Genomic DNA, 12,658 nt, shown 5'->3' with positions numbered 1-12,658 from the left:
CTCACGATGCCCGCTTCCGCCTATTCCAACGATCAGTTGCAGGTCCTCAAGCAGCCGTCCACCCTGATCTGGATCGTGATGGCAGGCGAGTGCATCGCCGCCATTTTGGCTCTGACCCCATTCCCAGGCACCAGCACGACCAGTAATCGCTGGGTGTATTTCGGCCTGGCGTCGCTGGGCATCCAGTGGATCGCGCTACTCACCCTGGCCAGTCTGCTGCTGTTGCGCCGAATCCTGGCAAGACGCGGATTTCTGGCGATCACCACCGCAACGCTGTGCCTGATGCAGGCGCTGACCTGGCTCATCAGCGGACTCGTCCTGTCGACCTTCGGCGATTATTGGCAGCTCTCTACGGGGTCATGGCTGACGCTGTCGCTGCAACTATCGGGCATCGCGTTGCTGATCGGCTTACTGGGCATGGCCGCGTTGCACAATCATGTCCGCATCAAACAATTGGTGGAACGCGCCAAGCAGGCCGAGATCGACGCACTCGCCGCGCGGGTCCAGCCGCACTTTCTGTTCAACACGCTCAACACCGCGGTGATGCTGGTGCATCGGCAGCCACAGCAGGTGGAGCAACTGCTGATGGACCTGTCGGACCTGTTCCGCGCCGCGTTGGCGCGCCCCGACCTGGTCGACCTGCAAGACGAGATCGATCTGGCCAAGCGCTACCTGGACATCGAAGCGATCCGTTTCGGCCCGCGCCTGCGCGTGCACTGGACCCTGCCCCACGCCATTGCGCCGATACGGATTCCGCGACTGTCGCTGCAACCCCTACTGGAGAACGCGGTTCACCACGGCATCGAATGCGCCCCCGAGGGCGGTGAGATCTGCATCGGCATCGACGAACGCAGCGACGCGCTTGAAATCAACATCCGCAATCCCCTGCCCCCCAGCGGCGCGGCGCCGCACCTCCAACGCGGCCACCGCGTTGGCCTATCGGCCTTGCGTACCCGGCTGGAGAGCCTGCAAGGCGCCTCGCTACGCACCGCCAGCGATGGCGACAGCTTCGTCGCCACGATCCGGATCGCGCTCAGGTCATAACCCGGTAGCAAGGCCGGTACTCGCCGGAGATCTTCATCCGACGCTGTTCGACGAAGGCGCGCAGCAGCGCGTCCAACGCCTGCATCATGTCCGCATCGCCATGAATTTCGAACGGTCCATGCTGCTCGATGCGACGCACGCCGTCTTGCTTGACGTTGCCGGCGACGATGCCGGAAAACGCGCGGCGCAAATCTGCCGCGAGCACGTGCGGCGGCCGGCCATGGTGCAGATCGAGGGCCGCCATTGCCGCGTGCGTCGGCTCAAACGGACGCTGGTACTCCAGTGGAATGTGCAAGGACCAGTTGAAGTAATACGCGTCCCTTTGTTCCTTGCGGTGCGCGCGTACCTGCTGGATGCCAGCGGCCATCTTGCGCGCCACCGCGACCGGATCGCCAACCACGATTTCGTAGCGGGAAGTGGCGGCCTCGCCCAGGGTCAGACGCAAAAAACGGTCGATCTGCGCGAAGTACGGCGCGGCGATGGTCGGGCCCGTCAGGATCAGCGGGAACGGCAAACCCTGGTTTTCCTCGCGCATCAGGATCCCGAGCAAATACAGGATCTCCTCGGCGGTGCCGACGCCGCCGGGAAACACGATGATGCCGTGGCCGATGCGAACGAAGGCCTCCAGGCGCTTCTCGATGTCCGGCAGGATCACCAGATGATTGACGATCGGGTTCGGCGATTCGGCGGCGATGATACCCGGCTCGGTGAGCCCGATGTAGCGGTTATCGTGCTTGCGTTGCTTGGCGTGGGCGATGGTGGCGCCCTTCATCGGCCCCTTCATCGCGCCCGGGCCGCAACCGGTGCAGATGTCCAGCCCGCGCAGACCCAGCTCGTAGCCGACCTGCTTGGTATACAGATACTCCTCGCGCGAAATCGAATGGCCGCCCCAGCACACCACCAGCCTCGGGTCGTTGGGCTGCAGGATGCGCGCGTTGCGCAACTGCCCGAACACGGCGTTGGTGATACCTGCGCTGGATTGCAGATCGAACGTCGATTCCAGACCGAGTTCGATGGACATGTAGGCCAGATCGCGCACCACGGCGAACAACAGTTCGGCCACACCGTTGATGATCTCACCATCCACGAAGGCCATCGCCGGGGCATTGATCAAATCGATACGCACGCCACGGTCGCGTTGCAGCACCTGGATATCGAAATCCGGATATAGATCGCCGGCGGCACCAGGATCGTCGGAAGCGCTGCCGCTGGTCAGCACCGCCAACGCGCAACGCCGCAATAGATCGTGCAGACCGCCGCTGGAAGCATCGCGTAACCGCGCCACTTCCACACGCGAGAGAATGTCCAGGCCGCCGCGCGGGTAGATCCGCGCATCCACTCCCGGCAGCGTATGTGCCGCCGTATTGCTGGTCGTCATATCGGATGTCGTGTCGTTGTCGTCAGCCGGCGACTTTAACGTCAGCCCCCACAAAAAGAAAACAGCCAGGTCGCCCTGGCCGTTTCCCACGCTTCAGCTTGCACCGCGATCAGAACTGATAGCGGAAACCCAACTGCAGCGACCACTGCGACACGCCGGTGTTGAACCCATCGGCATCGGCATTGGCCGCCGTCGGCTGATCGGTGTACAGGGTGTTGTACACGTACTTGCCATTGTAGATGCCCTGCAAGTTGGCGACGCGGGCATCGGCGTAGAAGCCATAGTCGTAGATCCTGCCCCACTTTTTGTTCAACAGATTGCCCACATTCTGGATGTCCAGCCACAGCTCCGACTTGTGCCCCTTGAAGAGGCCGGGCAACTGCTGGCTGATGCGCACGTCGAAGGTGTTGATCCAGGCGGAGCGGAAACCATTGGCTGGAGCGTAGCTACCAGCGTACTTGGCCAGCTGCGGGTTCTGCGCCAACCAGTCGAAGAACTGTTTCTGCAGCGCCGGATTGGCGGTGAACGCACCGGTATTGCTGAGGCTACCGAACAGCACGTCGCCCGGCCCCTTCGGCACGTAGAACAGGTCGTTGGTCGAACGGCCGTCGCCGTTGGCATCGCCGTTGAACAGATAGCTGTAGGGACGGCCACTGCGACCTTCGTAGACCAGACCGACGCGGGTCTCGTAGTCGCGGAAGAACATATGCTTCCAGTCCAACGAACCGGAAATACGGTCCTTGATCGCATAGCGCGATTTGTTTTCGGTTTCGGAATTGGCGTTGAACGCGTACTGGTTCCCCCAGCCCGAGCTGGCGGTGGAACTGGTCAGCGAACCGACTTCGGTGGCGTGGGTGTAGGTGTATCCCAGGCTCCAGGACCAATCGCCGCCTTCACTGAACGGCTTGGACAACGACAAGGTCAACTGCTGCGTCCTGCCCTTGTCGGTATTGTCGATCAGGTAGACATCGCTGTAGCCGGCGTTGCGGCCGAAGCGATTATTGCCGGCCGCCCATGGACGGCCAGTCTGCGACGGATTCCAATACAGCGCGCGGCCATCCGGACCGTAGTAGGCCGGGCTCGGATCCTGACCCGGGGTAGCGACGGAACCGATGTTCAGGCTCTTGTAGTACAAGCCCTCCTTGACCTTGGTCACCAGCACTTCGGCCGACGCCACGATGCCGTCCCACGGCAGTTCGTGGTCCAGTGCCAGGTTGGCCTTGTACAGCGACGGCAGCTTGAAATCCTTGCCGACGAAGTTCACCCCCTGGGTGGCCGAGCCCGGCGTGGTCGGAACCGGCTGGGTGTTCTTATTGGCGCTGAACGGCAGGCGTGGATCGTAGGCGGTGAAGCTGTAGGCGTTGTAGTTGAAACCGGTGTTGGAATAACTGTTGGCGATCCACACCTCCGGCGCATCGCCCTGGAACAGGCCTGCGCCGCCGCGCAGTTGGGTCGGGCGCTCGGTGTCGAAGGTGTAGTTGAAGCCAACGCGCGGCTGGATCAGGAAGCCACCGCTGAAGATCTTGCTGTTGTCGTAGCCGAATGCAGCCTGCGCACCCGCGTTATAAGCCGGATCCGGGCTGACGCCGGGACGGTCGCCACGCAGACCCAGGGTCAGGGTCAGGTTGCTATTGACGTACCAGGTGTCCTGTACGAACAGGCCAAGATTGGTGTTCGTGTAGTTGGCGGCGATCGAACCCGGCGTACGCTCCTGGTTGAGTTGGTAGGAACTCCAGCGGCCGCTGGCGAAATTGTCCAGACCGAAGAAGCTGTACACGCCCCAGCTATTGCGACCGTACAGGTCGTAGATGTCGTTGGTGCTGTAGTCGACGCCGAACTTCAGGTTGTGATTGTCCAGGGTCAGGGTGCCCGCACCGTAGTAATTCCAGGTCTTCGTGGTGAGGATATTGCCCTGCGAATTGGCCTCCGTGCCCAGGTACAGCACGTCGCCGGTCGGGTTGGCGACCGCGCCGCCGAAGTACACCGCAATGCTCGGCGCGTCGGTCGGGACCACACGGATCGCGGAGTAGTCGCGGTAAGACACTTTGAACTCGGTGGAGAAGTTCTCCGACCAATCGCTGAACAACTGACCGACGTAGCTCTCCACGCTCTTCTGGTGCTGGTACCAATAAGAACTCAGCGACGCCTGACTGGAATTACCGGCGCCGTTGATGCGCAGCTTGCTCTGGTCCAGCTTGCTGTAGCGGAAGCTGGCGCGGTGATTGTCGCTGATGTTCCAGTCCAGCTTGAGCGCGTATTCCTTCAGATCGGTGTTGCCGTCACTGTTCAAGCTACCGGCGTCGAAGCCATAGTTTTTAGCGATCTGCTCCGCGCGCGTCACATCGGCCATGCCGTAACTGGCGTTGGGCTTGCCCAGCGCCGTGCTGCCCAGATCGATGCCAGGCGCGTCCTGTTTGAACTTCTCGTAGTTGGCGAAGAAGAACAGCCTGTCTTTGACGATCGGGCCACCGAAAGTCGCACCGTAGGTCGTCTCTTTATTGAAACCATTGAACTTGCTGCCATCGGGATTTTTACCGAACCAGTCGCCATCGCGCATGGAGCCGTAGACCGAACCGTGGAATTCGTTGGTACCGGACTTGGTCACCGCATTGACGGTGGCACCAGCGGCGCTGGCGCTACTGACATCGTAGTTGGACACGTTGACGTCGATGGCTTCGATGGCCTCCATCGACACCGGCTGACGCCGGGTGGTCATGTTGTTGCCTTCCAGGCCGAAGGTGTCGCTCGCCGAGACGCCATCGATATTGATCGCGTTATAGCGCGGGTTCAAACCACCGGCGCTGATCGTGCCCGAGGCGCGATCGACAAAGGCCACTCGCGGGTCCAAACGCATGTAGTCCTGGATGTTGCCATTGATCGACGGCAACGCCTCGATCTGCTCGCGACCGACGTTGGTCCCGGCACCCATTTTGGTGGCGCTGAACACTTCCGAGCCGCTGGCCGCAGCGACGGCGTTGACCGTCTCCAGCGTGGTCGGCGCGGCCATGTCGCCGGTCAACTCGGCATTGATGCTGGCGGTCTGATTAACACCCAGGTACAGGCCATCTTCCGTCTTGGTGCCTTCGCCCGGCTTGGTGATGGTGATGGTGTACGGACCGCCGACACGCAAGCCGCGCGCATTGTAGCGACCGCTGGCATCGGTGGAGACCCGGTTGACCGTGCCCGACTCGACGTGGGTGATGGTCACCTCGGCACCGACGACCGGCTGGCCAGCATGGGTCACCAAGCCGCCGACACCGGCGGAGGTACTCTGGGCGAACACGGGCGCAGCAGCGAGCACTGCGACCAAGCCCAACGTGAGCTTGGACATCCGCAGACGGGATTGAATCATTGCAAAAGCCTCAATGGAGTTTGACGAAATGCGCATAGCACACCGTGCTGGTGCGGGCGCACGGCAACGGAAGCAGTGAAGAGGCGTTCCCACTTGCCACCCCGCAATTATTAACATAATATTAACACCACAAGAGAGAGAGGGGGCGTGTTGCAGAACCACGACAATTCGACACGAACGGACATGGATAAGGACGCAAGCCCCCAGTCATCTTGCTATCGATGGCGTCAGTGCAGCGTGCGCCCCGGCCGCACAGCGCCGCGCATGGGCCAGGTGGTCCCCGCTTCTTGCCACCTCGCTCGCCTGCCGTGGCAGCGACCTGACCCGCGCGCGCCCTTGCCGCCGCCTATCGGGCGACCACCGCGGACAACACCCACGGCCCGCTAATGCGGGAAGCGCTCAACCGGCAAGCGGGGATTTCAGATAGGTGCTGATTCCATCCAGGAACATCTGCACCGAAATCGCCACCAGCAACATGCCCATCAACCGTTCGACCGCGGTCAATACGCGCATGCCGAGCAGCTTATACAACAGGGTGCCGGAAAACAGCAGCGCCGAGGTTGCCAGCCAGGCCAAAATCAACGCTAGGCTCCATTCGCCCAGGCGCGTCGGCTCATTGCTGCCCATCAGCATCACCGCCGCCATGCCCGACGGGCCAGCCACCAACGGAATCGCCAGCGGCACGATGAAAGGTTCACCTTCGGGAAGCTCGCCCAGCAGCCCTTCCGGCCGCGGGAAGATCATGCGGATGCCGATCAGGAACAGCACGATGCCACCGGCGATCGCCACCGATTCCTGGCGCAAATGCATCACCTCTAGAACGTACTTCCCCCCCCAAAGGAACCCCATCAGCACCATCAGGGCGATCAGCAACTCGCGCGCCAGCACCACGCGCTGTCGCTTGCCCGACAACGGCTTGAGCACGCTGAGGAACACCGGGATGTTGCCCAGCGGATCGAGGATCAGAAATAACAATAGTGCCGCCGAGAGAATGGTCATACCGCAGGAGTCCAGGTGGTGCCGCCATGCACTGCGCCGGCAGGGGACAGCAAATCCACGCAGGCCGCGGCGTAACGTGCGGGATCCACCGCGTCGAGGTCTTCGTGATGGGTATAGGCGCGCGCGCGCAACGGTGTGCGCATCGGGCCAGGCTGCAACCCCGCCACACGCACGCGCGAAGCGGCCAGTTCGCTATGCAGGCTCGCCAGCAGACCCCGACGTCCGTACTGGGCCGCGCCGTAGCCTCCCCAGTAGGCTTGGCCAACACGCGCCGGGTCGTCCAATGCGAACACGATGGCGGCATCCGGCGCCTGCCGCAGCAGTGGCAGACAGGCCTGGGTCAACCAGGCCGGAGCCGTCAGACCAACGTGAATGGCACGCGCGAAATGCGCCGGATCGGCATGCTCGAACGGCGTCAGACCAATGAAATCGGCCGCGCAGTGCAGCAGCCCGTCCAGCCGCCCCAACTCCGCCTGCAGGCGCTCGGCCAGAGTCGCATAGTCCTGCGGCGTGGCCCCCAGCAGGTCCAGCGGATAGAGCAGCGGTGGCGCGGCGACCGCGGCGACCGCATCGTAAACCCGATTCAGCCGCGCAGGCTTGTGCCCGAGCAGAACCACGACGGCCCCGGCCTGGGCGCAGGCAAGGGCCGCAGCGCTACCCAAACCACCGGCCGCACCGGTGATCAGTACCACCCGCTGGGCCAGCACGCCGGCCTGCGGCACCACCGCCTGCATCACGACAGGTAAGCCTCAGTCACAATGCGCTGCAACTCACCGGACTCGAACAACTCCAGGGTGATGTCGCAACCACCAATCAACTCACCATGGATGAACAACTGAGGAAAGGTCGGCCAATTCGAATAACGAGGCAAATTGGCGCGAATTTCGGGTTCATCGAGCACGTTGATCGTATGCAACCGGTCGGCGCCGGCAACCAGCAACGCCTGCAGCGCACGGCTGGAGAAACCACACATCGGATACTGTGGCGTCCCCTTCATGAACAACACAATGGGATGCCGTTCAACATCGGCCTGGATGCGCTCCATCACCTGCATTGCGGGTTCTCCTCACTGTTGCTGGGGCGAAAGAATGACCTCGACGATCGACTAGACTTTCGCATCGCCGCATAGTGTAAGCCCTGCGCGTGATCGTACCGAAACACGCGCACCCCGCACCGAGGATCCATGGCCATCGAACTCGCCCCGCTGCCCTACGACCACAGCGCACTGACGCCGCATCTGTCGGCGGCGACACTGGACCATCATCACGGCCAACACCAACGCAGTCTGGTGGAACGGCTCAATGCACGCATCGCCGGCAGCGAATTGGCCGATTTGCCGCTAGAGGATCTGCTGCGGCGCGCACAGGGCCACCTGTTCGAAGAGGCCGCCGAGATCTGGAATCACGCGTTCTACTGGCGCGGCCTGCGTCCGCGCGGCGGCGGCGAGCCCGGTGGAGCGCTTGGCGAACTTCTGACCAAGCGCTTCGGCGACATCGCCAGTTTCAAGACCGAGTTCACCCGCATGGCGCTGAGCGTGTTCGGATCGGGCTGGGTCTGGCTGGTGCAACGCCCGGACGACAGCTTAGCCGTGATCGTCACCGCCAATGGGGTGTCACCGCTAACTGGCCACGATGTCCCGCTGCTCGCCTGCGACATTTGGGAACACGCCTACTTCATCGATTACCCCAACGACCGCGCGCGCTACCTGGAGGCGTTCTGGAAGCTGGTGAACTGGGAGTTCGTGGCAACCAACCTGCGCTGAGATCGCACCCGCGACGCAGGCAGCACCGGGAGGCCGGCACCCGCAGACAAGCCCCCTGGACCGGCCACAGATCGACAGCGATTCGACAACGATGCCGCTGGGTCAGCGCTGCCCACGCAGCGCGGCGATCACCGGGGCGACCTGGGCCTCACGTTGCAATTGCGCACCGACCGTCTGCAGCGCCTGCGCGAGCGCCTCGGCCGCATCCTCGCGTAGCGTGGCGTGGCCGACCTTGCGTCCCTCGCGCGACTCCTTGCCATAGTCGTGCCAATGCCCACCGGGCTGGGCCAGCACCGGCGCCGCATCGGGCATCGCACCAATCCAATTGAGCATGCAGGCATGGCCACACATGCGCGTGGACCCCAGCGGCAAGCCGAGCACTGCGCGCAGATGATTTTCGAATTGCGAGGTCTCGGCGCCTTCGATGGTCCAGTGGCCGGAGTTGTGCACGCGCGGCGCCATCTCGTTGGCGAGCAACACCCCATCGCGGCAGAACAACTCCAGCGCAAACACGCCGACGTACTGCAGGCGCTCGGCCAAGGCCCGCGCATGCGCGACGGCCGCCTGTTCCAACGCGGCATCGGCCTGCGCCGGAGCCAAACTGGCCGACAGCACACCTTGGACATGCCAGTTCTCGGTCAGCGGCCAGGTACGGAATTCGCCATCGCGGCCACGTACCGCCACAACGCTGATCTCACGCTGGAACGGCACGAACGCCTCGACGATCAAGCCGACACTCGACGCCTGCGCGCCCAACGCCGCCCAGGCCGCATCGGCATCGGCCACGGAGGCGATGCGGAACTGGCCCTTGCCGTCGTAGCCAAGACGGCGGGTCTTGAGAATGCACGGCGTGCCAACCATGGCCAGTGCCACATCCAGCTCCTCGCGGCGATCGACCGCGGCAAACGCGGGCACCGGGATGCCCAGTTCTCGGAACAGAGTCTTCTCGGCCAGGCGGTCCTGCGCCACTGCCAACGCGTCCGGACTGGGGAAGACCGGCACCTGTCCCGCCAGCCACTCGGCGCTGCTGGCCGGCACGTTTTCAAAGTCGAAGGTGGCCAGATCCACCTTGGCGGCGAAAGCGACCAGCGCCGCCGCATCGCGGTAATCGCCAACCTGCAGCGGGGCGACCTGGCCGGCGCAAGCGTCGGCCACCGTATCCAGCATGGCGAAGCGCAGGCCCAGCGGCGCGCCAGCAATCGCCAGCATCCGAGCCAACTGTCCCGCTCCCAGAATACCGACCGTCGTCATTGGCGCGGATCGTCCTTGGCCATCACGTCTTCTGTCTGGCGCTGGCGAAACGCGCTCAGCGCCGTGGCGACATCGACGTGCTCGGCCGCCAACATCGCCGCGGCGAACAGCGCGGCATTGGCCGCGCCGGCATTGCCGATGGCGAAGGTGGCCACCGGAATACCCGCCGGCATCTGCACGATCGACAGCAACGAGTCCATGCCATTGAGCGCCTTGGACTGCACCGGCACGCCCAGCACCGGCACTACCGTCTTGGCCGCGAGCATGCCCGGCAGGTGCGCGGCGCCGCCGGCACCGGCAATGATCGCGCGCAGCCCACGCGCCGCCGCCGCCTCGGCATAGGCGAACAGCACATCCGGCGTGCGATGCGCCGACACGACCTTCACTTCATGGTGCACACCCAAGGCATCGAGCTTCTCCGCTGCGTGCTGCATGGTCTCCCAATCGGAGCGGGAGCCCATCACGATGCCGACGAGCGGCGTGGTTTGTCTGGAGGCCATGGCCGTCCCCTGCCTTAAAGACGTATTCTAGCCGTCTTCCACGCAAGACGAAGACCGGATGGACCGCAAACTCCTCGACCTGCTGTGCTCGCCCGACACCCGCCAACCGCTGGCACTGCTGGAGGCGCGCGGCCTGGAAGCACTGAACCGAGCCATCGCCGCCGGCGGGGTCAAGCGCGCCGATGGCGGCGCACAGACCCAAGCCCTGCGCGAAGCGCTGATCACGCGCGACCGCAAGCAGGTGTTTCGCGTCGAAGACGGCATCCCGGTACTGCTGTCCGAAGAGGCGATCGCCACTTCCCAGCTCGCCGACTTCCCGGCCAAATGAGCCCCGACACGGCGCTACTCCAGCCGCCAGCACAGCACCTGATCGACGCCGATGTGGCGCGCGCACTGGCCGAGGACCTGGGCAGCGGCGACGTCACCGCCGCATTGCTACCCGACCGCGCCGACAATGCCTACCTGCTGTGCAAACAGGAGGCGGTGATCGCTGGCCGGCCCTGGTTCGACGCCTGTCACCGCGCGCTCGATCCGCAAGTCAAGATCCAGTGGCGCGTGGCCGAGGGCGAACGGGTGGCAGCAGGCACAGTGCTAGCCCTGTTGCACGGGCGCAACCGCGCCCTGGTCAGTGCCGAGCGCGCCTCGCTGAATTTTCTGCAGACCCTCTCCGCCACCGCGACCGTCACCGCCGCCTACGTGGCCGCGGTCGCCGGCACCGGCGCACGCATCCTGGACACCCGCAAGACCCTGCCCGGCCTGCGCCTGGCGCAGAAATACGCGGTCCGTTGCGGCGGCGGCAACAACCACCGCATCGGCTTGTACGACACCGTAATGCTGAAAGAAAACCACATCCATGCCGCAGGCTCGTTGAGCGCGGCAGTGGCTACAGCACGCGCACAGTGGCCACAACTGCCCCTGGTGATCGAGGTGGAAACCCTGGACGAGCTACGCGAAGCCCTCAGCGCCGGTTGCGAGCGCATTTTGCTCGACGACTTCACCCCGGAACAACGCCGCGCCGCAGTGGCGATTGCCAGCAACGAATTTCATCAGCGCGGCATTCCACTGGAAGTCTCCGGCGGCGTGGACCTCGACACGATACGCGCGATCGCCGAAGACGGCGTGGACTGCATCTCCATCGGCGCGCTGACCAAGCACGTGCAAGCGGTGGATCTTTCGCTCAAGCTGGGTTCGCCCCCGCAGTAACGCGATCGCTCGTGCGCATGCAAGATGGTGGTCTGCACAACAGACGCCCATCAACCAAGCCACAACGTCGCATCACGATTCAGGCGATCAGGATTGCCCTCTTGCCCGACGCCTGGTTACAGTGGCCGCATGCCTAGTCTGATTCTGCTGATGATCGTCGGTGCGGCCGTGTTCGCGTTCTGGAACGCCTCGCGTGCCGCCGCCGAACGCGCCGAAGTCCTCGGACGCAACGCCTGCAAAGCCGCCGACGTGCAATGGCTCGACCAGAGCGTACACGGCACGGGCCTACGCCTACGGCGGCTGCCCAACGGTTGGCTCGGCTTCGAGCGCAGCTTCCGCTTCGACTATTCCTGCGACGGCGTGGACCGGCACAGCGGCCGTCTGGTGCTGCTCGGGGATCGACTGATTACTTTCGCCGGGCCATCTGTCGCCACCGTGACCGCGCTGCATGAGGCGCGAGCGCCCCACCAATAAGACGATCCAACGCAACCGGTCATGCGTGCCATACGTGACGCAGCCCTTCCGCGTCACAGCGACGGTATCCAAAGCATGGATACGCACGAAGCCGAGAATTCGGCCGGCATGCGCAAGCGCCGTACGCTCCTGGCAAAAGCATCATCGCCACACCTGCGCGGACTGACTGCACAGCCCGCCCGAGAGAAACAGCACGATGGCGAGCAGCAATGGCTCGCCCCGAAAACAGCCCTACTTCACTACGCGCAGACGCGGGCGCTTACCGGCCTCGTCGGAACTGCCAGGACGCGGCGGCGGGGGCGCATCGCCGTCGGGCGGCTGCTCGCCCGGACCATGAATATCGTCCGGCAGCGCCATCCCCTGCCCGGTTTCGCGCGCATAGACTGCCAGCACCGCAGCCATCGGCACCTGGACCGGATAGCTGACGCCGCCAAATCGAGCGGTGAAGCTGACTCCATCGTTGTCGATCTGCAAACGCACCACCGCGCGCTCGGCGATGTTCAGCACCACCCGGCCATCCTTGACCGCGCTCGGCGGCACCTGCACACCGGGCAAGCTGGCATCCACCAGCACGTGCGGGGTCATACCGTTGTCGTTGATCCATTCCACCAGCGCCCGCAACAGGTAGGGGCGATGGCTGGTCATGCGGTAAGTCTCGTCGCTCATACGGCAATTCCACGCGCCAGCGCGTAACG

13 protein-coding genes are annotated in these 12,658 nt (G+C 64.0%); 5 read left to right on the top strand and 8 right to left on the bottom strand.

From position 1 onward, the window contains the following. Positions 1–6: 6 nt before the first annotated feature. Positions 7–1,044, top strand: a complete 1,038-nt coding sequence (locus XaFJ1_RS06070; protein WP_012915793.1) for a sensor histidine kinase — start codon at positions 7–9, stop codon at positions 1,042–1,044. Here XaFJ1_RS06070 and ppnN read toward each other — a convergent pair. The 5 genes from ppnN to grxD form a co-directional block, all read right to left on the bottom strand. Next, positions 1,034–2,422, bottom strand: coding sequence for a nucleotide 5'-monophosphate nucleosidase PpnN (ppnN, locus tag XaFJ1_RS06065; RefSeq protein ID WP_045756807.1), 1,389 nt, complete (start codon positions 2,420–2,422; stop codon positions 1,034–1,036). The genes XaFJ1_RS06070 and ppnN overlap by 11 nt on opposite strands. Positions 2,423–2,531: 109 nt before the next feature. Further along, positions 2,532–5,753 (bottom strand): TonB-dependent receptor, encoded by a 3,222-nt coding sequence (locus XaFJ1_RS06060; protein ID WP_045757242.1) that lies wholly within the window; start codon positions 5,751–5,753, stop codon positions 2,532–2,534. Positions 5,754–6,173: 420 nt separating this feature from the next. Beyond that, complete coding sequence (locus tag XaFJ1_RS06055) at positions 6,174–6,773, bottom strand: YhgN family NAAT transporter (protein ID WP_012915790.1); 600 nt, start codon at positions 6,771–6,773, stop codon at positions 6,174–6,176. After that, on the bottom strand, positions 6,770–7,507 hold the full coding sequence (locus tag XaFJ1_RS06050; RefSeq protein ID WP_012915789.1) for an SDR family NAD(P)-dependent oxidoreductase: 738 nt from the start codon (positions 7,505–7,507) through the stop codon (positions 6,770–6,772). The genes XaFJ1_RS06055 and XaFJ1_RS06050 overlap by 4 nt, the downstream gene beginning before the upstream one ends. Further along, the gene (grxD, locus tag XaFJ1_RS06045) at positions 7,507–7,827 is read right to left on the bottom strand and encodes a Grx4 family monothiol glutaredoxin (RefSeq protein ID WP_012915788.1); all 321 of its coding nucleotides are present in this window, start codon (positions 7,825–7,827) and stop codon (positions 7,507–7,509) included. Before grxD ends, XaFJ1_RS06050 begins: the two co-directional genes overlap by 1 nt. 129 nt (positions 7,828–7,956) lie before the next feature. Between grxD and XaFJ1_RS06040 the strand changes: the two genes are divergently transcribed. After that, positions 7,957–8,535 (top strand): superoxide dismutase, encoded by a 579-nt coding sequence (locus tag XaFJ1_RS06040; protein WP_012915787.1) that lies wholly within the window; start codon positions 7,957–7,959, stop codon positions 8,533–8,535. A 102-nt stretch (positions 8,536–8,637) separates the two neighbouring features. Here the strand turns inward: XaFJ1_RS06040 and XaFJ1_RS06035 are convergent, their stop codons facing one another. Then, on the bottom strand, positions 8,638–9,786 hold the full coding sequence (locus tag XaFJ1_RS06035; protein WP_012915786.1) for a 5-(carboxyamino)imidazole ribonucleotide synthase: 1,149 nt from the start codon (positions 9,784–9,786) through the stop codon (positions 8,638–8,640). Continuing rightward, a complete protein-coding gene (purE, locus tag XaFJ1_RS06030) occupies positions 9,783–10,286 on the bottom strand; it encodes a 5-(carboxyamino)imidazole ribonucleotide mutase (RefSeq protein ID WP_012915785.1) in 504 nt (167 codons plus the stop codon). Before purE ends, XaFJ1_RS06035 begins: the two co-directional genes overlap by 4 nt. Positions 10,287–10,344: 58 nt before the next feature. Between purE and XaFJ1_RS06025 the strand changes: the two genes are divergently transcribed. The 3 genes from XaFJ1_RS06025 to XaFJ1_RS06015 all read left to right on the top strand — a co-directional run bounded on the left by XaFJ1_RS06025 (position 10,345) and on the right by XaFJ1_RS06015 (position 11,963). Then, complete coding sequence (locus XaFJ1_RS06025; RefSeq protein WP_012915784.1) at positions 10,345–10,614, top strand: Trm112 family protein; 270 nt, start codon at positions 10,345–10,347, stop codon at positions 10,612–10,614. Beyond that, entirely contained in the window at positions 10,611–11,489 is an 879-nt protein-coding gene (gene nadC, locus XaFJ1_RS06020) for a carboxylating nicotinate-nucleotide diphosphorylase (RefSeq protein WP_012915783.1), read from the top strand. The genes XaFJ1_RS06025 and nadC overlap by 4 nt, the downstream gene beginning before the upstream one ends. Before the next feature lie 129 nt (positions 11,490–11,618). Further along, positions 11,619–11,963 carry a DUF3301 domain-containing protein gene (locus XaFJ1_RS06015; RefSeq protein WP_012915782.1) on the top strand — a complete coding sequence of 115 codons (345 nt, stop codon included), beginning with the start codon at positions 11,619–11,621 and terminating at the stop codon, positions 11,961–11,963. Positions 11,964–12,194: 231 nt separating this feature from the next. On the opposite strand, the gene XaFJ1_RS06010 is transcribed toward XaFJ1_RS06015, so the two are convergent. Further along, positions 12,195–12,629 (bottom strand): ClpXP protease specificity-enhancing factor, encoded by a 435-nt coding sequence (locus tag XaFJ1_RS06010; RefSeq protein WP_012915781.1) that lies wholly within the window; start codon positions 12,627–12,629, stop codon positions 12,195–12,197. Positions 12,630–12,658 lie beyond the last annotated feature (29 nt).

The sequence above is a fragment of the Xanthomonas albilineans genome (assembly GCF_009931595.1).
GTDB lineage: Bacteria > Pseudomonadota > Gammaproteobacteria > Xanthomonadales > Xanthomonadaceae > Xanthomonas_A > Xanthomonas_A albilineans.
Note: the sequence above shows the minus strand (reverse complement) of the source record. Positions and strands in the feature narration are given on the sequence as shown.

Coding starts and splice junctions, on each gene's coding strand:
- nadC (WP_012915783.1), top strand. CDS start 10,611: ATGAGCCCCGACACGGCGCTACTCCAGCCGCCAGCACAGCACCTGATC.
- purE (WP_012915785.1), bottom strand. CDS start 10,286: ATGGCCTCCAGACAAACCACGCCGCTCGTCGGCATCGTGATGGGCTCC.
- XaFJ1_RS06070 (WP_012915793.1), top strand. CDS start 7: ATGCCCGCTTCCGCCTATTCCAACGATCAGTTGCAGGTCCTCAAGCAG.
- XaFJ1_RS06040 (WP_012915787.1), top strand. CDS start 7,957: ATGGCCATCGAACTCGCCCCGCTGCCCTACGACCACAGCGCACTGACG.
- XaFJ1_RS06060 (WP_045757242.1), bottom strand. CDS start 5,753: ATGTCCAAGCTCACGTTGGGCTTGGTCGCAGTGCTCGCTGCTGCGCCC.
- XaFJ1_RS06035 (WP_012915786.1), bottom strand. CDS start 9,786: ATGACGACGGTCGGTATTCTGGGAGCGGGACAGTTGGCTCGGATGCTG.
- XaFJ1_RS06050 (WP_012915789.1), bottom strand. CDS start 7,507: ATGCAGGCGGTGGTGCCGCAGGCCGGCGTGCTGGCCCAGCGGGTGGTA.
- XaFJ1_RS06015 (WP_012915782.1), top strand. CDS start 11,619: ATGCCTAGTCTGATTCTGCTGATGATCGTCGGTGCGGCCGTGTTCGCG.
- grxD (WP_012915788.1), bottom strand. CDS start 7,827: ATGCAGGTGATGGAGCGCATCCAGGCCGATGTTGAACGGCATCCCATT.
- XaFJ1_RS06025 (WP_012915784.1), top strand. CDS start 10,345: ATGGACCGCAAACTCCTCGACCTGCTGTGCTCGCCCGACACCCGCCAA.
- XaFJ1_RS06055 (WP_012915790.1), bottom strand. CDS start 6,773: ATGACCATTCTCTCGGCGGCACTATTGTTATTTCTGATCCTCGATCCG.
- XaFJ1_RS06010 (WP_012915781.1), bottom strand. CDS start 12,629: ATGAGCGACGAGACTTACCGCATGACCAGCCATCGCCCCTACCTGTTG.
- ppnN (WP_045756807.1), bottom strand. CDS start 2,422: ATGACGACCAGCAATACGGCGGCACATACGCTGCCGGGAGTGGATGCG.